We start from the raw sequence: 15936 nt of genomic DNA, 5'->3' as shown, positions 1-15936 counted from the left end.
CAGTCCGCTGTAGTCGCGCACGGCGTAGAGGTAGATGTCGTCGCCCAGGGCGAGGCTCGAGAAGCTGCCATCGCTGTTGGCGGCGGGGTCCCAGTTGGCCCGCGAATCGAGCAGGAAGCCGAGGCCGTTACCGCCGATATTGAGCATCCCCTCCGGAATATGGAGGGTGTCGCCGGTGCCCTTCTCGATGTGGCCGAATAGGCTGGCAAAGCCGGCGGCCTGGGCGGGGATGATGAACTTGTCGCCAGTGGCCATTTACTGTGCTCCCTCGATGGTGGTGATCAGGCTGTCGACTTCTTCCACGGTGAAGCCGAGGCGGAAGAGCGGGGCGCGCGGGTTTTCCTCTAGTCGGTACTGGTGGCGCTCGCCTTCCTCGTCTTGCATGACGCGGAACTCGGGCTCGTCGCCGTCGGGCTGCTCGCCTTCTTCCAGGGGGCGGTCGGCGACGTAGACGTGGGTGTTGTCGCGCAGGCCGCGCAGGAACTTGAGCCCGCGCTCGACGTTCTCCTGAGTGGCCCACTTGCTGCCCAGGTAGCCGACGAGGTACTCCACGTCGTGCCGGGTCTGGATGATCTTGGGGTAGCCGTACATGGTTTAGATCTCCTCCATGGCGAGGGCGCCGTTGATGACGGTGAGCTTATGGGTAGTCAGCCCAAGCCGGTCAGCAGCGAGCTGATTGATAGCCTCAAGCACCTGTTCGAGGTTTTCGTGATCCGGCTCCATCCCTGCCTCGACGACCACCCGCCGCAGGCTCTCGGTGATCATGTGGTACCAGTACGGCCCCGGCTGGGTAGCGGGCACGCCCTCGGCAGGGTTGCCGGCGGTGGGGTAGCCGGTGCTGGGGTCGGCCGGCGGCTGCGGGGCCGAGTCCGATGCGTTGCGTTCGTAGACTCTGTCGACCATGTCGGGTCTCTCCTGTGGGTTACTGCTCGCCGTAGGCGAAGAGGACGAGGGTGTGGGCGGGCTTGAGGCGGCTTATGACGCACTCCAGGCGTTCGTTGCCCCAGGTGGCGAGGGCCTCGTCGACGGTGCCGTCGACGTCGAAGTAGCGCACGCTCTGCTCGGGGCCGCGCACCGTCCAGGCCCAGCGCCAGTCGATACCGCGGAGCGGCTCGGCGACGTCGCTGCCGACGGTATGGGCGGTGTAGTCCTCGACGGTGACGTCGTAGCCGAGATCGGCGGCCAGGCCCTCGAAGTAGCTCCTCGAGGCACCGCCGGTGCCGGTGAGCACGCGTACCACGGCGTCGCGGCGCTCGCTGGCGGTCTGCTCGCCGGTGACGCAGGGATCGGGCAGTCCGGTCACCCGCTCCCAGTCGGGCAGCAGGTCGACGGCGGTGCGCGGGTCGGCCTCCTCGAGGAGCGTGTCGGCGCGGCCGTCGAGGCGGGCGAAAGCGCCGGCGCGGGCCTCGAGCAGGCGCTGCCAGAGCGTCTCCGGGTCGCGCGGCAGGGCACGGCCGGGCGGCGCCAGAGCGTGGAGGATGGCGTGGTAGTCGGCGCGGCTCAGAGCCATGTGATGGTCCCCAGCGTGGCGATCTGGTTGACGGTGTGGGTGACGTCATCGGCCGGTACCGGCATCTCGTGGCGGCTCTCGCCGGCGGCGACGTAGATCACGCCGGAGAGCGGCTCGCGGTAGAGGGTGCCGCCGGGCTCAGCGGCCTGAGCCAGGTAGTCGGCCAGGGCGTCTGTGACGCGGGCGCGCGCCTCGGCGGTGTCGGGCGTCAGGCGGATCTCGAAATTCAGCGGCGCCGCCGCAGGGGCGATGGCATAGAAGCCCCGCGCTGCGACCGGGCGCTCTCGGTCGATGTGCTCCTTGACGGCGTCGATCACCTCGGTGGTGGGGATGATGTCATCGAGGTCGTCACAGACCAGGCGCACGGTGACCTCGCCGACATCGGGCGCATGGGGATACACCCACACCCGGGTGACGTCCGGGTGGGCCTCGCGGGCCCACATGATGTAGTCGTCCTCGTTGCCGCCGTGGGGCTGACGCTGGATGCGGTCGAGCAGCCGGGCGCGCAGCCGTTCGTTGCTCTCGCGCTCGGCGCCGCCGGTGATGCCGTCGCTGCCTACCGTGGCCTCGCCGTCGATGCCGCTCTCGGCGCTGACCAGGCGCAGCGTCTCGCCGGCGGCCAGGTTGCCGTCGCTACCCGCCTCGGTGGCTGTCACGCTGCCGGTTGCCTCGCCCTGGGCGTTGAGGGTCACGGTCTCGTCGAGGGTGACGATGACGCCGCTGTCGTGCTCGAGTTCGACGCCCTCGAGCAGTTGGGCGCCCGGGGTGCCGGTGAGCAGGATCTCGCCGGCGGCGGCCACCGCCGAGTCGCGGCGGATGCCCCAGATGCTGGCCCAGCGCTCCAGCCACTCATCTTCTGCCGTGTCGATGATCAGTTGCTTGGCGAGCCAGGCCAGGTAGCCGTAGAGGCCATGCACTGCACCGGCATCGACGTCGGCGACCACGCGCAGCAGCGCACGGCGCAGCGCCGGCTGGGCGTCCGGCAGGCGGCCGCGCATGTCGGCGCGGATCTGCTCGGCGAGCTGGTTGAGCGTTGGCGACTGCCAGGGCATCGTTATCTCCAGACGTATTGATAGCGGTCGGCGAGGCGGGTGCCGTCGCCGCGTTGGATGACCACCTGGAGCCAGAGCACGTCGCGGTCGAGGGTCTCGGCGGTGGCCTCGACCTCGGCGGCCACGCCGTCCTCGAGGAGCCAGTCGAGGGCTTCGCGGGCATAGGCTTCGGCGCGGCGGCGAACATCGGTCAGGGTCTTCTCGCGGCTGAGCAACCACAGCCGCGAGCCCCAGCGGTCACCGTCTTCATCGGCGATGGCATCGGCCCACCAGCCGCGGCGATCCGTAGTGCCATCGGGTATGACGTCGTCAGGCTCGGCGCGGCGGTCGCAGAGCAGCGAGAGCGCCACGGCGGTGCGCAGACCGTCGTCGGTGGCCAGGTCGCCATCGAGCAAGGCCACGTCCAGGGCGCCGTCGAGCCAGTCCAGGGTGATGTCCATCAGCTCATCTCCTGGTTGGGCGTGTCGGTGGGCCCGCCGCTGTCGTTCTCGGGGTGGTTATGGTCGTTGTAAACGTCGCGCATGGCCTGCATGGAGCTGACGCCGTCGTAGACGTCGCCGGCGACGCGCAGGTCGCCCGGCATGTGCACGGTCGGGGCGTTGACGATGGTGACGTCCTGGCCGGCGCCGTCGATGACGATGCCCTGGCGGGTCAGGTAGACCTTGTGGCCGAGGTCGTCGTAGAGGGCGACCTCGCCCTCTTTTAGCCCCTTGAGGCGATAGCGGCGGTCGCCCACCACCAGCGCCACCAGGTGGCCACGCGCCCCACCGATGGCGGCAGCAATGGCCTCGGCGCCGCGCTTGGGGCGGGCGGTCAGCCCGTAGGGCTCGTGGTGCTCCACGTCGCGGGTCTCGTCGCGCAGCAGGTCGAGCTGCAGGCGCTGCATGCCCCGGGCGCTGTCGCTTCGGGCGACCACGGCGCGGCTGATCAGCAGGCGCAGGCGGCGCCAGAGAGGTGACAGCAGGCGGTAGGCTTCGCGTCCCTTCACCATACGTCGCTCTCCTGTTGCTCGGGCTCCGGCTGGGCCTGGAGGTCGTAGGCACTGGGCGGCACCACGCGGATCTCGCTGCGCTCGCCGCGGCCGTCGAGCAGCAGCTGCACCTCGGCGATCAGCCACTCGGTTTCCAGGCCCAGCCAGGGGTCGCGGATCGGCACCAGGTCGCCGGGGCGCCACAGCCCCTCGGCATGCCGCCAGCCGGCCACGGTGTAGGTCACCCCACGGCTCTGGCCCCAGCGCTTGCGCACCTCCCACTCCGCCTTCTGGCGGCAGCTGGCCGAGTCGACGCTGGTGTCGCACACCACCAGGGTGGGCCGGTGTCGCTTGATGCCCGGGTCCTGGGCGCGGCCGGCCGGGGCGCTGGCTGCGGTGCCGAACCAGGAGTCGTCGGCGGCGCCCTGGCCTTGCACGATGACGGTGCCGAAGCGGTCGCGGTTGCTGAAACGCCCTCGGGCGCGGCGGATGTTCTCGCCCAGGGCGAGCTCAGTGGTCAGCCGCTCACGGGGCGGGCGAGTGATCACCAGGCGGCCCTGGGCGTCGGCGACCAGCAGCAGCGCCCGATACGAGGCGAGCTGCATCAGCGCTTCGCCGTAGGTCTGGCCGGGCTCGATTTCGATGGCGCGCAGCGGTGCGCCGACGTCGACCTCGGCCACCACCTCGATGCCGAACGGCTCGGCCACGCGGCGGGCGACCTGGAGCACCGTCTGCCCGGTCTCCCAGGGCTGGGCGGTGCCGGAGCTGTCGATGAGGTCGGCAGTCTTGCTGCGCCCCGAGACGACCAGCTCGTGCTGGCGAGCGTCGTAGTTGGGCAGCACGTCGTCGATGTAGCCGGTGATCACCGGCTCGCCGTCGATCTCCACCACCACGGGCTGGCCAGTGCGCAGGCGGCGCGGCTCGGCGTCCTCCGCCCACTTCTCGGTGAGCGCGACCTCGAAGCTGTCGGCCATCTGGTCGAGGCCGCGGCGGATCTCAACCTCCTTCCATCCGAGGTGGCGGGTGCCATCGACGATCAGGGCGACGTCACTCACTCAGCACCTCCAAGCGCTCGGCGGGCACCCGGCCGGGGTGGCGCACCTGGTTGCGGCGGACGATCTCGGCGTCGCGGGTGGCATCGCCATAGAGGCGGTGGGCGATCACCAGCGCCGGCAGCGGCGCGCCGGGAGTGTGTGTGGCGAGCTCCGGCAGCGCCGCCCCACGGCGACGCAGGTCGGTGACGGCGGCGGCGCGCAGGGCCACCAGGCGCTGGGCGGTCTGGGGCAGCGGCGGCACGCGGCCGGCGAGCTGCTGGGTCAGGCCGTCGTGGACGATCTCCAGCGCCTCGACGGCGTCTTGCCGAGTCGGCAGGCTCCAGCCGGCCGAGGCCTCGGCGGCCTCGATGGCGGCGCCGCGGCGGATCAGCGCGATGGCGGCGGTTTTGGCACTGGCTTCCTGACCGGCGGCCAAGGGAGCGGTGTTCGGTATCGATCCGGGCAGGCGGTCCTCGCCGGCGGCGAACAGGCTCTCGTAGAGGCCCAGGGCACGGCCGGGCTCGCCGATCATGTGCTTGATCTGGCCAATGCTGGAGAGAATGGCGGCGCCCAGCTCGCCTGGGGTGCGGATCAGCCGGCTGATGGTGCCGGTGACGTCGCCCACCACCGATTCGATCTCGGCGATGGTGCCAAAGATGGCGCTTTCCACGGCCGCGACCCGGCTCTCGACCAGGGCGAGGATCTCGAACGCCGCTTCGAACTCCTCGAGGATCGCCAGGCGCGACTGCTCGGCCTCCGCCTCGACCACCTGCTGGGTGTCGGCCTGGGCGGTGGGCAGGCGCGGCTCGTCGCCGGCGCGAACGACCGTGAGGGTGACGCGGGCCATGCCGCCTTCGCGGGTGCTCTCGGTGATGCGCGCATCGGTGACGACGACGCGCGCCGTGCCGTAGTAGCTGTGGCGCATCTCGGCGGCGCCGGGCAGCTCCAGGGCCTCAGCCAGGGCGTTGCGCTGCAGGTCGTAGTCGTCGCCGATCAGGTAGCCGGTGATCTGCCACTCGCGGGCCTTGCGGCCGAGATCCTCGGCGTAGGGATCGGGCCGCAGCGGGTACTCGTGCACCTGCACCCGGCGGCCGGGGCTGATGCTGCCGCGTTCCAGGTGCAGGGTGACGCCGCGCCACTCGGCGGTGCCGGGGCCGATTCGATCGCGCCAGCTCATTGGGCTATGCTCCTCGGGAGTAACTGAAAGGAGACGCAGGGATGAAGAAGTCCGAGAAGATGGCTATCGCCTCCGTAGGACTTGGCATTACAGCCGGACTTGGCCTGGCCTGGTTCTGGCCGTCTGCTCACTGGGGAATTCATGTGGCAGCCGGCGTATTCGTGGCCGCGATTGGTTTCTCCGGCATGCTGGAAGGCGCTTCCCAGGCCAAGTCTGTGGACGAGAAGTAACCTCACGGCATTGCCCCTCCGAAGCTGGGCATGGTGTCCACGTCGAACTCCATGGGGCCGTCGCGGCGCATCTCGTCCACCCGCGGCCGGCCCTCGCTGTCGATGGTGATGCGCAGCTCGCCGCCCACCCGGGTTTCGCCCGCCACAGCCATGGCACTGTCCACCGCCTGATCGTCCAGGGCGTTGGCGCCCATTGCCGGCATGGGTTGCATGCCCTCCAGTCCCAGCCCCTCCTTGGCCCAGTCGGGCATCCAGTCGATGAGCCCGGCCACCTTGCGCTCCAGCCACAGGCTCAGCGCCGTGAAACGCTCGGCGATGCCCTCGCGCAGGCCGTCGATCCACTCGCGCCCCACCTCCATCCAGGCGCTGGGGCTCAGCCGTTCCTTGATCCAGTCGACGATGCCCTGGATGCGTTGCTCCACGGCGTTGCGCAGGGCCACCAGCTTCTCGATGGCGCCATCGAGCATGCCCCCGATCCAGTCGCGGCCGGCGGTGGCCAGGGCGGTGGGGCTGAGCGTCTCGGTGATCCACGCCAGGGCACGGCCGAAGATGTCGGTGATCTCGGCCCAGAGGTCGAACACGAACGCCTTGATGGGCTCCCAGTTGCGGTAAATCAGGTAGGCCGCCCCGGCGATGGCGGCAATGGCCGCCAGTATCCAACCCACCGGAGTGGACAAGAGAGCTACACCCAGGGCGCGTACCGCGCCTATCACAGCCGGCATGGCCTTCACTGCGAGCACGGTCAAGGTTGTGCCCAGCTTTCCAAAAGCAAAGACAAACTGAGCCAGAGCTAACAGCAATGGTCCTGCCATGATGGCGCCTATCAATAGGGCCAGCTTGCCCCAACCGCCCAACAGATCGGCGGTCCAGGCCAGCACCCGGCCCACGTCCAGCAGCCCCGCCCAGAACTGACGCAGGCCGTCGATGATGCGCCGGGTGATCATCTCGCGGTTGCCCTGGGTGAGGTCCTTGACGCGCTGCAGCCACTCGGTAAGCGCCGGCAGGATGTCGCGCACCACGGCCATCCGCACGCCCAGCAGGGTGCGGCGGAAGTCCATCATGGTGTCGTTGTACTCCACCGCCTGGCGGGCGAACGCTTCGTCCATCACCACGCCGGCGTTGTGCGCCTCCTGAGCGAGGTCGCGCAGGCCCTGGGAGCCACCCTCCAGGAAGTTGAGCATCGCCACGCCCTCGCTATCGAACAGCTTGAAGGCGGCGCGAACGCGCATGGCGGGGTCTTCGACCCCGGCCAGGGCATCGGCCACCTCGGGCAGTAGCTCGGTGGTGGGGCGCAGGTTGCCGTTGGCGTCTCTGAGCTGGATGCCCAGGAACTTCAGGGCACCCACCGCCTCGCCGGTGCCGGAAGCGGCCTCGGCGGTGCGTCGGGTGAAGCGCTGCAAGGCCATGTCGAAGGTGTTGGCGGCCAGGCCGGAGCGCTCGGCGCCGTAGCGCCACTCCTGGAGGCGCTCGATGGGCACGCCCAGGCGGTCGGCGGCCTTGACGGTGGCGTCGGCACTCTCCGTCACCCCGCCCACCAGGCGCTCGAAGCCCCAGGCGGCCCCGGCGGCGGTGCCGCCGATCACCGTCAGCCGGCGCGTGAGCCGGCCGGCCTGGCTGGTGACGTTGCCCCATTGCTGGCCGACATTGGCGACCGAGCGGCGCAGCTGCTGCAGGCCCTGTGAACGGCCCAGCCGCGAAAAGCGCTGCTCGATGCGCCGCACCGGCCGACTGATGCGGTCGACCAGGTTGAGGACCACGCTGGCATTGAGTTCCGCCATTCACTGCCTCCGCTTGAGTCGCTTGGCCCGTTGCAGCCAGAAGGTGAGCTCCCGTACGTCCATCTCCCACAGCTCGCTGGGCGGGAAGTGGAAGACGTAGGCGATCAGTCCGACGACGTCGGCCCAGTCGCCGGGAGCCCCGACAAAGGGGCGGCCAGGGCCTCCGTGACGGCGGCCACGTCCTCGGCGTCGAGCTCGTCGATGGCGTCATGGGGCAGCCCGGTCATGGCGCGAACCATGGCCAGCGCCTTGCCGATCTCGCCCTTGGCCTCGTCCATGGCGCGCAGGTGTTTGGCCTTGATGCGCGCCGGCAGGCGCAGCTCGGTTAGCTCGCGGGTGCCGCCGCCTTCGTACTTGTCGCCTTGATAGGTGATCGGGTGCTTGAGCTGGATGACGGTGTCGTCGCTCATGGGGGGCTCCTTAGAGGTTCTCGAGGCCGAGGCCGCTGAAGTTGAGGTCGAAGTTGCCGTTGCTGGCGTCCAGCTCCGGCGGCTCGGTGACGAAGGCGCGGCGCATCAGCATCGAGCGGCCGGTGTCGGTCTCGAAGAGCACCGTGGCCCCGGTGATGCGCGCCATGGCGAGGATGTCGGTGTCCTCGGTGTGGCGCACGGTGACGGTGATGGTCGGCGCCACCGGGGTCTCCCGGTAGCCCTGCACGCCGCGCGGGCCGACGACCGCCTCGCGCTCGACGCCGCCCACGTTGAGGGTGGCGCCCACGTCGGAGAGCAGCTCCGTGCCGTCGACCTTCACGCTGGCCTTGCCGGTGATCTGAGTCATGGTTCAAGCACTCCTTGAATGGCGTTTACAGCCCCGTCGATCAGCGGCGGAACTGCACCTGCTGGGCATGGATACGGTACTGGCCGACCAGCTTGGGCGAGTCGATGACGTTGAGCCGCGCCGGGTCGTCGGGGTCGATGTTGGCCTGGAGCGATTTGGCGTAGCCCTCGTAGTCCTGGCACCAGCCGCGCTGGATGAAGTCGCGGTAGAGATCCAGCAGCTCGGCCTTCCCGACGTTGGGCGTCATGATCGGCTGGCCGGCGCCGTAGAGGCTGGCGTCGGCGTCGGTGGCCAACTTGTTCCTCGGGTACTTCGAGAGGATCCGGCTGATCTGCTCGTAGCGGATGCGCTCGAACGTCTCAGGCACCTGGATGTCCAGGTAGGCGTCCGAGGCCACCCCGGCCATGTTGGTCTGGTAAGTGGTGATCTCGCGGTTGATCTGCACCGTGCCGTCGTCGGCGACGGTGAACGTCGCGATCCCGTCATAGAGCAAGAGGTTGCGCTCGGCCTTGGTCCAGCGGTCCTCCTTCTTGGGACCGATCAGCCCCGGCAGCGCCAGGTACTGCAGAGGGCGGGCCGGGTCGTTGGTCAGCGAGCCGGCGGCGACCATAGCGTAGGTGGCGGCCCACAGCCAGGTGGGGCTGACGGCCTCGCCGGTGCCCATCACGGTGAGGTGCGGGCTGTTGAGCGCCGAGCCGAACGTTCCCGTTTCCGAGTGAGTCCCGCGGAACGCCGCGAACGCCCGGCCGCCCTGCTGCACCATGGGGCCGTAGCGGCGGTCGAGCTCGGCGGTGAGCTCGTCCAGGGCGGCGGTGTCGGTCCAGGGCATGGCGATGTAGTGGTACCACTCGTCGCCCATTGCGGCGATGGCGTCGCCCACGTCGGGGTTGCCGCTGCCGCCGCTCATGGCGGTGATCTCGACGGTGATGCCCTCGACGCTCGGCTCGCCCTTGGCGCCGACGACGACGGCGATGTCGTTGCCGGTCTCGCCGCCCCAGGTGCAGGTCAGGTTGACCTGGCTGGCAGTGGTGCTGTCCACCGTGGCGGTGACCGGCAGGCGGCCGTTGTCGCCGACGGCATCGACGATGGCCTGGGCGATGGTCTCGGCGTCGTCGGCGGCATCCACGCCCACGCGCACCCGATAGCCGGCGATGTAGAGCGCCAGGGTGCCGGAGCGCAGCGCGGTGCCGGCAACGCTTAGCGAGCCGGTGGCCTCGGCGGCGCTCTCGGCGTCGTCCAATGCGAGGCCGTAGGTCTCCATGTAGGGGTCGATCTCGAGGGCGGCACGCAGCATCTCGGCGAGCATCGAGCCGCGTCCGTAGTAGCGGTCGGCCTGCTCGCCGCTGGTCACCCGGTCGACGGACAGCGCCGATTTCTCGCTATCGGCGGCGCGCTGGCCGAGCACCAGCAGGCGGGTCTGCCACACGCCGCTATTGGCCAGGCGCGAGTCGAACTCGATGAACACGCCCGGGATGCGCAGGGCGCTGGGGATGTCGTTGAAGACACCGGCGGTGATGGTCATCGTCTGTTACTCCTTGCTCTCAGCGGCACGCTTGGCCGGCTTCTTGGGCGGAGCGGCCTTAACCAGGTCGCCGTCGCGCAGGCGCCGGCGGATGAAGGGGGTCAGCTCGACGGTCGCTCCCTCGGCGGGGATCGGCTTGCCGTTCTCGCGGCGCACCTGGAGCACACCCTGGTCGGGCTTCTTGGGGTCGAGCGGGCGCGGCTTGACGTAGATGGATGGCACGGGTCACTCCTCCTCTTGGGGCAGGTCGGCACGGCTTTCGGTGACGGGGTCGTCGTCGGTACCGATCTCGTGCGTGGCGCGGTACTTCTCGAAGGGGGCGAGGTCGTTGACGTCGAAGGCCGGCGGGAACACAAGGTTGAGCCGGTAGGCCGCCCCGTAAACCACTACGCCCTCTTTGTCGAACAGGTCCGAGTAGAGGTTGTCGAGGCTCTCCAGGGCGAGGCTGCCCACACCCTTGACGCTCAGGCCGTGCACCGCCGGCACAACGCGCTCGAGCAGCTCGTAGGCGCCCACCTGGCGGGCGTTGCCGCGGCGCCGCTCGCGCTCGCCGCTGGCGTGGCCGGTGACCACGTAAACGACATAGCGGGAATTGGCGGCCGGCTGGGTTAGGTTGCCGTCACCACGGGCACCGCCCCAGGCGACATAGATGCCGGGCACCTGGCGCAGCGCGGCGCGCAGGGTCTTGTCGTTCCAGCGCCCGGGCAGGTCGGCGATGGTCTTGACGTGCTCGCCCACCACCACCTGGCAGCGCTCGACGATGGCGTCCTCGATCTCGGCGAGCATCAGAAGCCCCCTCCGGGCATCACCCGCCCGCCAGTCTCGAACTGCACCTCGCCCGCCGAGGCCTCGGCCGGTGCGCTGATGCCGAGCTTCACGTCACCCTTGGCCACGGCGCGCAAGAACTTCATGGCGTCGTCGTAGCGCTTGGTGACCTGCTCGGTGGCGCGGTCGTCGTACAGCCGGTAGCGGGCGATGTCGCACGCCACCGCAGTGACGATGCGCGGCGGCGATTCCAGCGGCACGCTGTTGCCGGCGGCAGCCACGTAGCCGTCGATCTCGCCGGCGGCGTCCTCGATGGCGCGGTCGACGATGGTGGCGTCGATGGCCGTGCCGGTGTCGTCGGCGGCCAGGTCGAGCAGTTCGTTCTCGCCGAAGCGCTCGACCAGGTCGGCCTGGGTGCAGTAGGGCATGCTTACGCCTCCGCCTCGCTGTCGGGCTGGGCCGGCACGGTGCACTCGGTCACCTCCAGGGCGGGGTCGCCCTTGAGGGCGGCGACCTGGTCATCGCTCAGGCCCGCCAGGGCAATGCCAAAGCCGGTGCGATCGAAGCGGAAACCGGCACGGCGGCGGCTCTTGAAGCGCCGCTTGGTGCGCACGTAGAGCGCCGGGATCTCGCCCTTCTTGCCGTCGCCCTTGCCGCCTTGTGGGGGCGTGTTAATTTTCTCGCCCTTCTCGGCGGCCTTCGCCTGGCTCTCTGCGGAGGTGTCGGTGGCGCCATCCTTGGCGGCCGGTTGCTTGGCCGTGTCCTTCTCTTCGGGTTCCTTGGCGCCCTGGCCAGGTTGGGTATCCGGTTCGGCGGCCTGGGTCTCTTCCGCCTTGGCCTTCGCGGCCTGGGTGTTGCGCTTACGGGTGGTCATGTCGCGGTCTCCTGGGCCTGGTCACGCTGCCGCCCGGGCGGGCGGCAGCGGGGTCAGCGCATCAGTCCGGCTTAGGCGCTGGCCAGCCAGGGGTTGAGGATCAGCTGCGAGGTGTTGGCCCACTCGTTGGTCTCGCCGCCGGAGGCCAGCTGGTTCTGCAGCACCTTGCGCGCGGCCCCTTCCATGGAGCTGGGCACCATGGTGTGGGTGTGGCGCAGGCCCAGGGGGCGGCCGTAGTCGCCCTTGAGCTTCTGCAGCTGCTCGCGGGCGGCCTTGTAGTTGGCGGCATCGAAGGGCTGGTTGGAGCGCACCGCGAGCATCCACAGGCCCGGGCCGGAGTTGACCCGCGCATCGGTACCGAACATGAACTCGTCGGTCATGAAGACCTTGGAGTCCATCAGGTCGGTCAGGGCGCGGAAGTCGTAGTCGCGGCGGCGCTGGAACACCATCGGCTTGATGGCCCGCGAGCAGTCCATGACGTACCAGGCATCGCCGGAGCCGCCCATGTCGTTTGAGACCGAGATCTCGCTGCCGCTCTTGTCGAGCACCGGGTGGTCGGTGTCGAACAGCGGCTGGCCGTCGAAGCATTCGGGGTTGGCCTCGAGCACCTCCACGGCGAGCTCGTTGGGGTGCTCGCGGGAGCTGCGGCCGAACTCCTGGAACACCGGTGCCCACAGGCCATAGGTGTCGTCCTCGATGTTGTCGCGGGGCACGCCGGCGGTCAGCTCGAACTTGCGGTTCTTGATACTGAAGTCGGCACCCTCGAGGCCATGCACGACCCGGTCGCCCAACCACTCGCGCATGCGCGGCAGGCTTTTGAGCCAGGGGTAGACCTCCACGGCGGTGCTGGAGGGCACTACGGTGCAGAAGGTCTCGTAGAGCGCGGCCTCGGCGCCGAGCGAGCTCTGGCCCTTCTGGAAGTTGGTCTTGTAGCCCTTGTAGAGGGCTTGAAGATTGGCGCTTGTCAGATCCATGTCGAGTAGTCCTCGTTAGGCGGTGGCGGCGACGCCGTTGGTGGGATCGATGTACACCCACACGCCGTTGTCATCGACGTCGTCGACGATGCCGGCGGGGCTGCGCGCATCGGTGTCGCTGGTCTTGGCGACGGTCTGGTCGTCGACCAGGTAGCAGACCTGCCCGATGTCGGCGCGGGCGATCTCGTCGGCGCCGGTCGAGTTGGCGACGTGAAAGTAGCCGCGCTCGATCTCGACGACCTGGTCGCCATCGGCGCCGCCGGTGTTGTCCTGGTAGTGCTGGAACACGCCCAGGGCGGTGAGACCGGTGGCGGTGCTGCCCGGCTCGGCGAAGCCCGAGGCGCCCATCACGGCAATGGCGCCGGCGAAGCACACAGCGTCGGCGGCGACGGGGTGGCTGCGCCGGAATCCGGGGCGGGATGCGGTGTTGCGGTTCTTGGTGGCAGCTGTCACGGGAATGCTCCTCTGGGGTTAGTGGCTCGCAGGCCAGACGCTCAGGCGCTGGCGTTGGCCGTGCGGTAGTCCTCGGGAGAGAGGCCCATGTTCTTGCACACCGCCAGCTCCTCCTCGGAGAGCTCGCCCTCCTGGCCCTGGGCGCCTTCGCCCTTGGGTGCCTTGCCGGCGGTCTGGGTGCCACCCTTGAGTGCGGCGATGCTCGGGGCGTCTTCCAGGTGGGCCTTGAGGGCCGCCAGACCTTGCTCGCGCAGCCAGTCGGCGGTGGCCTTGCCGGGGATGCGGCCGTCCTTGAGGCCCTCGTCGATCAGGCGGTCCACCTCGGCGGTCTCGCTGCCGGCCTTGAGCGCGGCCAGCTGCTGTGCGGTCTCCACGTAAACCGACTTGGGCACGTACTGGCTCATGTCGGGCTTGGCGCTGTCGGCCTTGGCCTTGAGGGCCGCTACTGCCTCCTCGGGTTTGTCGTCGTCCTTGAGCTCGAGCGCCTCGCGCAGCGCCTTGGCTTCGCTGGCCGATGCCTTGAGCGCGGCCAGTTCGGTATTGATCTGCTCGTCGGTGGCCTCGGCAGCCAGCCCGAGCAGCTTGATTAGGTCTTCACGTTTCACGGAGTCGTCCTCCTGGTGCGTGTCGGTGGTGGCCATGCGCGCGGCGGCCAACTGGGTGATCGCCCCGTCATCGATGGCGGGGGTGTTGGTGAGTGCGAGTTGCAGCAGGTCCAGCACGGCGCCGGTCTCGGCGTCGTAGGGGAACACGGGGGAGAGATAGCGATACTCGCCGGCTTCGATGGCGGCCTGGGCGGCGGCGGTCCACTCGATGGCGCCGTAGAGGCCGTCGTCGCGCCACTCGAGCGAGCGCGGATCGACCCAGCCCGCCGCCGGCGCCGGCTTGCCGTTGCGCTCGCTGAGCAGGGTCTGGTGTTCGTAATCGATGACGATGTCGGTGGAACGCGAGGCGGCCAGCTCGATGATGGCCGCGGCGCCCTGGGCGTCGAGCTGCCAGGGGCCCTGGCCCTCCATGGCGCCGCGCGGGGCGTCGAAGGTGCCGGCGGGGATCAGGCGCGTCTTGTCGTCGCTGAGCCGCACGCGCAGAGCGCAGACGGCCACCGGCTGAGGGGAGCGCGAGGCGGCCAGGACGGCCAGGGGCAAAGTAGCGAGAGTCGTGTTCATGGGCGCAGCATGGCGCCCATCAGGAAGGGAGAGGATTTAAAGTGGCTTGGGAATTTCTAACGCCCGTGGGTCATTTCTTTGTATCGGCGCCAGTTTCACGGTCACGCCTTCTGCGGATCTCCTTCTCCATCGCCATGACATGCTTTCTGCTGAGTATTTTGGGCAGCTGGAAGGAGTGAAAGATACCCAGTGTGGCGAAGAAAAGCAGGCTGTGTTCCGTCCAGCGCTGCGCCCAGAGTGGCCAGGTCGACGAGATGCTGGTGAGAAAGGCCAGTACCAGTACTGCCAGATAGATATAGAAGGTCATGCTGTGCCGAAGCAGCTCGCGGCGGATTTGGCCTAAGTAGTAGGTATCCTGCCTCCAGTTGCGTCCGCGCAGCACCCTGTCGTTGGCGACGATCGCCATTACCGCCGCCAGAAAGCCTGCGAGTATCGAGAACACCGTAACAAGCACTGAGGTCGCATCCTCGCTGCGATGATACCAGGGCTGCAGCAGCCAGCCCGCGAGCACCGCGACAGCCACGCTGATTATCTCCGTGGCGACCTTGCGGCTGCTTATCCTGGGCCCATCATTCATCGCTGCCATGCGCCTCTCTGCCTCAGTTCCCGGTGGAAGGTCTTCAACTCGTCCCACACCTCGAAAGCGTCCAGATCATTCTGCTGTTCCTTGCGGAGCAGTCGAACCTTTTTCTTCAACACTACATCCCCTGTGCGAATGGTGTTGCCAGAACGGGTCGTAATAACCACCTCGGAGTCATCCGGGATCTCGTCGACCATATCGAGGCCAGCATCATCCAGCGAGGATAGGACAACACCCTCCGCGCGAGTCCCGCCCTTCGGCATGATCGTTGTGGTGACATTGATATCACCCCAATGGCTAGCCAGGACTTCACGCTCCTGATCGTCCTCGATCTCCTCGGCCAGGTAGTCCTGGCAACGCTTGCGGAAACGTCTGAAAAACTCTGTGAACCCGGCCGGGTCCTGCCCTTCGAGCTCTTGGGTGGCGGCGAACATCGTGCCCTTGATGGTGATTTCCTTCACGCCTTCTCGCTCCAGGGTTTGGCGCTTCTCCTGATTCGAGGCGGGCTGCAGCTCGAATGCCGAGGTGGCGGGAGCCAGGTTGGCGCGGTTGAATAGACCTCGCAGGTACTTTTCCACCGAGGCGTATCCACGCATCGCGCCATCCGTACATACCAGCAGTTCCTGGCCCTCAATCAGCACGAAGGCATCGGCAAGCTTGAATGCCCTGTCTTCCGGTGGGTCTTCTGGCAAGTCATCGTCATGGTCTGCCTCCACGTCAGCGCCGAATGTGCCTATTCGCTCCCCGGGCGCACCGGCCCCGATGGCAAGCATCAAGGGCCGATCAGGATGCTCACAATCGGGGTGGCGCTGCCTGATACCCACCACCCCCAGGCTACTGATGCCCACCTTGGTGTCTCCTACGTTCGGTAGACGCTGTAGCGCCTGCCTGACCAGGTCAGCGAATGGGTCCGGAGGCACCTGATTTTCGTTGTACACGGCACGCAGATAGTGAAGCGTCTTGGTGGCTGGGCGTCTTGGCATCGGATGTTCCTTATCGCTGGGATAGAGCAATGAGACATTTAACAGCCTATCCGCTTGGCCAATGCTGCCGCCAGAGCAAATCTAACGCGGG

At 68.4% G+C, this 15936-nt stretch carries 24 protein-coding genes; 1 reads left to right on the top strand and 23 read right to left on the bottom strand.

Going from position 1 to position 15936, the window contains the following annotated elements; translation table 11 throughout:
- From BLP96_RS15630 to BLP96_RS15590, 9 genes are all read right to left on the bottom strand, one after another.
- Window positions 1-255: hypothetical protein (locus tag BLP96_RS15630; protein WP_218118619.1), on the bottom strand; the 255-nt coding region annotated here is incomplete at its 3' end.
- Window positions 256-591 (bottom strand): hypothetical protein, encoded by a 336-nt coding sequence (locus tag BLP96_RS15625; protein WP_089688023.1) that lies wholly within the window; start codon window positions 589-591, stop codon window positions 256-258.
- Window positions 592-594: 3 nt separating this feature from the next.
- The gene (locus tag BLP96_RS15620; protein ID WP_089688021.1) at window positions 595-903 is read right to left on the bottom strand and encodes a hypothetical protein; all 309 of its coding nucleotides are present in this window, start codon (window positions 901-903) and stop codon (window positions 595-597) included.
- Window positions 904-922: 19 nt separating this feature from the next.
- On the bottom strand, window positions 923-1510 hold the full coding sequence (locus BLP96_RS15615; RefSeq protein ID WP_089688019.1) for a YmfQ family protein: 588 nt from the start codon (window positions 1508-1510) through the stop codon (window positions 923-925).
- Complete coding sequence (locus BLP96_RS15610) at window positions 1501-2562, bottom strand: baseplate J/gp47 family protein (RefSeq protein WP_089688016.1); 1062 nt, start codon at window positions 2560-2562, stop codon at window positions 1501-1503. Before BLP96_RS15610 ends, BLP96_RS15615 begins: the two co-directional genes overlap by 10 nt.
- A gap of 2 nt (window positions 2563-2564) precedes the next feature.
- On the bottom strand, window positions 2565-3002 hold the full coding sequence (locus BLP96_RS15605; protein ID WP_089688014.1) for a phage GP46 family protein: 438 nt from the start codon (window positions 3000-3002) through the stop codon (window positions 2565-2567).
- A complete protein-coding gene (locus BLP96_RS15600) occupies window positions 3002-3553 on the bottom strand; it encodes a phage baseplate assembly protein V (RefSeq protein ID WP_089688012.1) in 552 nt (183 codons plus the stop codon). The genes BLP96_RS15605 and BLP96_RS15600 overlap by 1 nt, the downstream gene beginning before the upstream one ends.
- The gene (locus BLP96_RS15595; protein WP_089688010.1) at window positions 3547-4587 is read right to left on the bottom strand and encodes a phage baseplate assembly protein; all 1041 of its coding nucleotides are present in this window, start codon (window positions 4585-4587) and stop codon (window positions 3547-3549) included. Before BLP96_RS15595 ends, BLP96_RS15600 begins: the two co-directional genes overlap by 7 nt.
- Window positions 4580-5743, bottom strand: a complete 1164-nt coding sequence (locus BLP96_RS15590; protein ID WP_089688007.1) for a DNA circularization protein — start codon at window positions 5741-5743, stop codon at window positions 4580-4582. The genes BLP96_RS15595 and BLP96_RS15590 overlap by 8 nt, the downstream gene beginning before the upstream one ends.
- Window positions 5744-5784: 41 nt before the next feature.
- On the opposite strand from BLP96_RS15590, the gene BLP96_RS15585 reads away from it, so the two are divergent.
- Window positions 5785-5973: a hypothetical protein gene (locus tag BLP96_RS15585; RefSeq protein ID WP_089688006.1), complete on the top strand. Its 189-nt coding sequence runs from the start codon at window positions 5785-5787 to the stop codon at window positions 5971-5973.
- 2 nt (window positions 5974-5975) lie between these two features.
- On the opposite strand, the gene BLP96_RS15580 is transcribed toward BLP96_RS15585, so the two are convergent.
- From BLP96_RS15580 to BLP96_RS15515, 14 genes are all read right to left on the bottom strand, one after another.
- The gene (locus tag BLP96_RS15580) at window positions 5976-7751 is read right to left on the bottom strand and encodes a phage tail tape measure protein (protein ID WP_089688004.1); all 1776 of its coding nucleotides are present in this window, start codon (window positions 7749-7751) and stop codon (window positions 5976-5978) included.
- Window positions 7752-7856, bottom strand: coding sequence for a GpE family phage tail protein (locus BLP96_RS19945; RefSeq protein ID WP_281182836.1), 105 nt, complete (start codon window positions 7854-7856; stop codon window positions 7752-7754).
- On the bottom strand, window positions 7856-8161 hold the full coding sequence (locus BLP96_RS15570) for a phage tail assembly protein (RefSeq protein ID WP_089688002.1): 306 nt from the start codon (window positions 8159-8161) through the stop codon (window positions 7856-7858). The genes BLP96_RS19945 and BLP96_RS15570 overlap by 1 nt, the downstream gene beginning before the upstream one ends.
- Window positions 8162-8171: 10 nt before the next feature.
- A complete protein-coding gene (locus BLP96_RS15565) occupies window positions 8172-8528 on the bottom strand; it encodes a phage tail tube protein (RefSeq protein WP_089688000.1) in 357 nt (118 codons plus the stop codon).
- Window positions 8529-8568: 40 nt separating this feature from the next.
- Window positions 8569-10050, bottom strand: coding sequence for a phage tail sheath subtilisin-like domain-containing protein (locus BLP96_RS15560; protein ID WP_089687998.1), 1482 nt, complete (start codon window positions 10048-10050; stop codon window positions 8569-8571).
- A gap of 6 nt (window positions 10051-10056) precedes the next feature.
- On the bottom strand, window positions 10057-10272 hold the full coding sequence (locus tag BLP96_RS15555) for a DUF2635 domain-containing protein (protein WP_089687997.1): 216 nt from the start codon (window positions 10270-10272) through the stop codon (window positions 10057-10059).
- A 3-nt stretch (window positions 10273-10275) separates the two neighbouring features.
- Complete coding sequence (locus BLP96_RS15550; RefSeq protein ID WP_089687995.1) at window positions 10276-10836, bottom strand: phage protein Gp37; 561 nt, start codon at window positions 10834-10836, stop codon at window positions 10276-10278.
- Complete coding sequence (locus BLP96_RS15545) at window positions 10836-11243, bottom strand: gp436 family protein (protein ID WP_089687993.1); 408 nt, start codon at window positions 11241-11243, stop codon at window positions 10836-10838. The genes BLP96_RS15550 and BLP96_RS15545 overlap by 1 nt, the downstream gene beginning before the upstream one ends.
- Window positions 11244-11245: 2 nt before the next feature.
- Window positions 11246-11689, bottom strand: a complete 444-nt coding sequence (locus BLP96_RS20155) for a hypothetical protein (RefSeq protein ID WP_089687991.1) — start codon at window positions 11687-11689, stop codon at window positions 11246-11248.
- A 71-nt stretch (window positions 11690-11760) separates the two neighbouring features.
- The gene (locus BLP96_RS15535) at window positions 11761-12663 is read right to left on the bottom strand and encodes a Mu-like prophage major head subunit gpT family protein (protein ID WP_089687989.1); all 903 of its coding nucleotides are present in this window, start codon (window positions 12661-12663) and stop codon (window positions 11761-11763) included.
- 15 nt (window positions 12664-12678) lie between these two features.
- A complete protein-coding gene (locus BLP96_RS15530) occupies window positions 12679-13116 on the bottom strand; it encodes a hypothetical protein (RefSeq protein ID WP_089687987.1) in 438 nt (145 codons plus the stop codon).
- 41 nt (window positions 13117-13157) lie between these two features.
- Window positions 13158-14282, bottom strand: a complete 1125-nt coding sequence (locus BLP96_RS15525) for a phage protease (protein ID WP_089687986.1) — start codon at window positions 14280-14282, stop codon at window positions 13158-13160.
- 70 nt (window positions 14283-14352) lie between these two features.
- Window positions 14353-14868, bottom strand: a complete 516-nt coding sequence (locus tag BLP96_RS15520; protein WP_089687984.1) for a hypothetical protein — start codon at window positions 14866-14868, stop codon at window positions 14353-14355.
- Window positions 14856-15710, bottom strand: a complete 855-nt coding sequence (locus BLP96_RS15515; RefSeq protein WP_143005123.1) for a hypothetical protein — start codon at window positions 15708-15710, stop codon at window positions 14856-14858. Before BLP96_RS15515 ends, BLP96_RS15520 begins: the two co-directional genes overlap by 13 nt.
- Between the last annotated feature and the right edge of the window lie 226 nt (window positions 15711-15936).

This window comes from Billgrantia gudaonensis (assembly GCF_900100195.1).
GTDB lineage: Bacteria > Pseudomonadota > Gammaproteobacteria > Pseudomonadales > Halomonadaceae > Halomonas > Halomonas gudaonensis.
Note: the sequence above shows the minus strand (reverse complement) of the source record. Positions and strands in the feature narration are given on the sequence as shown.

What these genes read in the sequence shown, in the direction of transcription:
- BLP96_RS15550 (WP_089687995.1), bottom strand. Translation starts at nt 10,836, where the DNA reads ATGCTCGCCGAGATCGAGGACGCCATCGTCGAGCGCTGCCAGGTGGTG.
- BLP96_RS15615 (WP_089688019.1), bottom strand. Translation starts at nt 1,510, where the DNA reads ATGGCTCTGAGCCGCGCCGACTACCACGCCATCCTCCACGCTCTGGCG.
- BLP96_RS15520 (WP_089687984.1), bottom strand. Translation starts at nt 14,868, where the DNA reads ATGGCAGCGATGAATGATGGGCCCAGGATAAGCAGCCGCAAGGTCGCC.
- BLP96_RS15560 (WP_089687998.1), bottom strand. Translation starts at nt 10,050, where the DNA reads ATGACCATCACCGCCGGTGTCTTCAACGACATCCCCAGCGCCCTGCGC.
- BLP96_RS15600 (WP_089688012.1), bottom strand. Translation starts at nt 3,553, where the DNA reads ATGGTGAAGGGACGCGAAGCCTACCGCCTGCTGTCACCTCTCTGGCGC.
- BLP96_RS15625 (WP_089688023.1), bottom strand. Translation starts at nt 591, where the DNA reads ATGTACGGCTACCCCAAGATCATCCAGACCCGGCACGACGTGGAGTAC.
- BLP96_RS15545 (WP_089687993.1), bottom strand. Translation starts at nt 11,243, where the DNA reads ATGCCCTACTGCACCCAGGCCGACCTGGTCGAGCGCTTCGGCGAGAAC.
- BLP96_RS15620 (WP_089688021.1), bottom strand. Translation starts at nt 903, where the DNA reads ATGGTCGACAGAGTCTACGAACGCAACGCATCGGACTCGGCCCCGCAG.
- BLP96_RS15570 (WP_089688002.1), bottom strand. Translation starts at nt 8,161, where the DNA reads ATGAGCGACGACACCGTCATCCAGCTCAAGCACCCGATCACCTATCAA.
- BLP96_RS15525 (WP_089687986.1), bottom strand. Translation starts at nt 14,282, where the DNA reads ATGAACACGACTCTCGCTACTTTGCCCCTGGCCGTCCTGGCCGCCTCG.
- BLP96_RS15590 (WP_089688007.1), bottom strand. Translation starts at nt 5,743, where the DNA reads ATGAGCTGGCGCGATCGAATCGGCCCCGGCACCGCCGAGTGGCGCGGC.
- BLP96_RS20155 (WP_089687991.1), bottom strand. Translation starts at nt 11,689, where the DNA reads ATGACCACCCGTAAGCGCAACACCCAGGCCGCGAAGGCCAAGGCGGAA.
- BLP96_RS15580 (WP_089688004.1), bottom strand. Translation starts at nt 7,751, where the DNA reads ATGGCGGAACTCAATGCCAGCGTGGTCCTCAACCTGGTCGACCGCATC.
- BLP96_RS15605 (WP_089688014.1), bottom strand. Translation starts at nt 3,002, where the DNA reads ATGGACATCACCCTGGACTGGCTCGACGGCGCCCTGGACGTGGCCTTG.
- BLP96_RS15585 (WP_089688006.1), top strand. Translation starts at nt 5,785, where the DNA reads ATGAAGAAGTCCGAGAAGATGGCTATCGCCTCCGTAGGACTTGGCATT.
- BLP96_RS15535 (WP_089687989.1), bottom strand. Translation starts at nt 12,663, where the DNA reads ATGGATCTGACAAGCGCCAATCTTCAAGCCCTCTACAAGGGCTACAAG.
- BLP96_RS15610 (WP_089688016.1), bottom strand. Translation starts at nt 2,562, where the DNA reads ATGCCCTGGCAGTCGCCAACGCTCAACCAGCTCGCCGAGCAGATCCGC.
- BLP96_RS15565 (WP_089688000.1), bottom strand. Translation starts at nt 8,528, where the DNA reads ATGACTCAGATCACCGGCAAGGCCAGCGTGAAGGTCGACGGCACGGAG.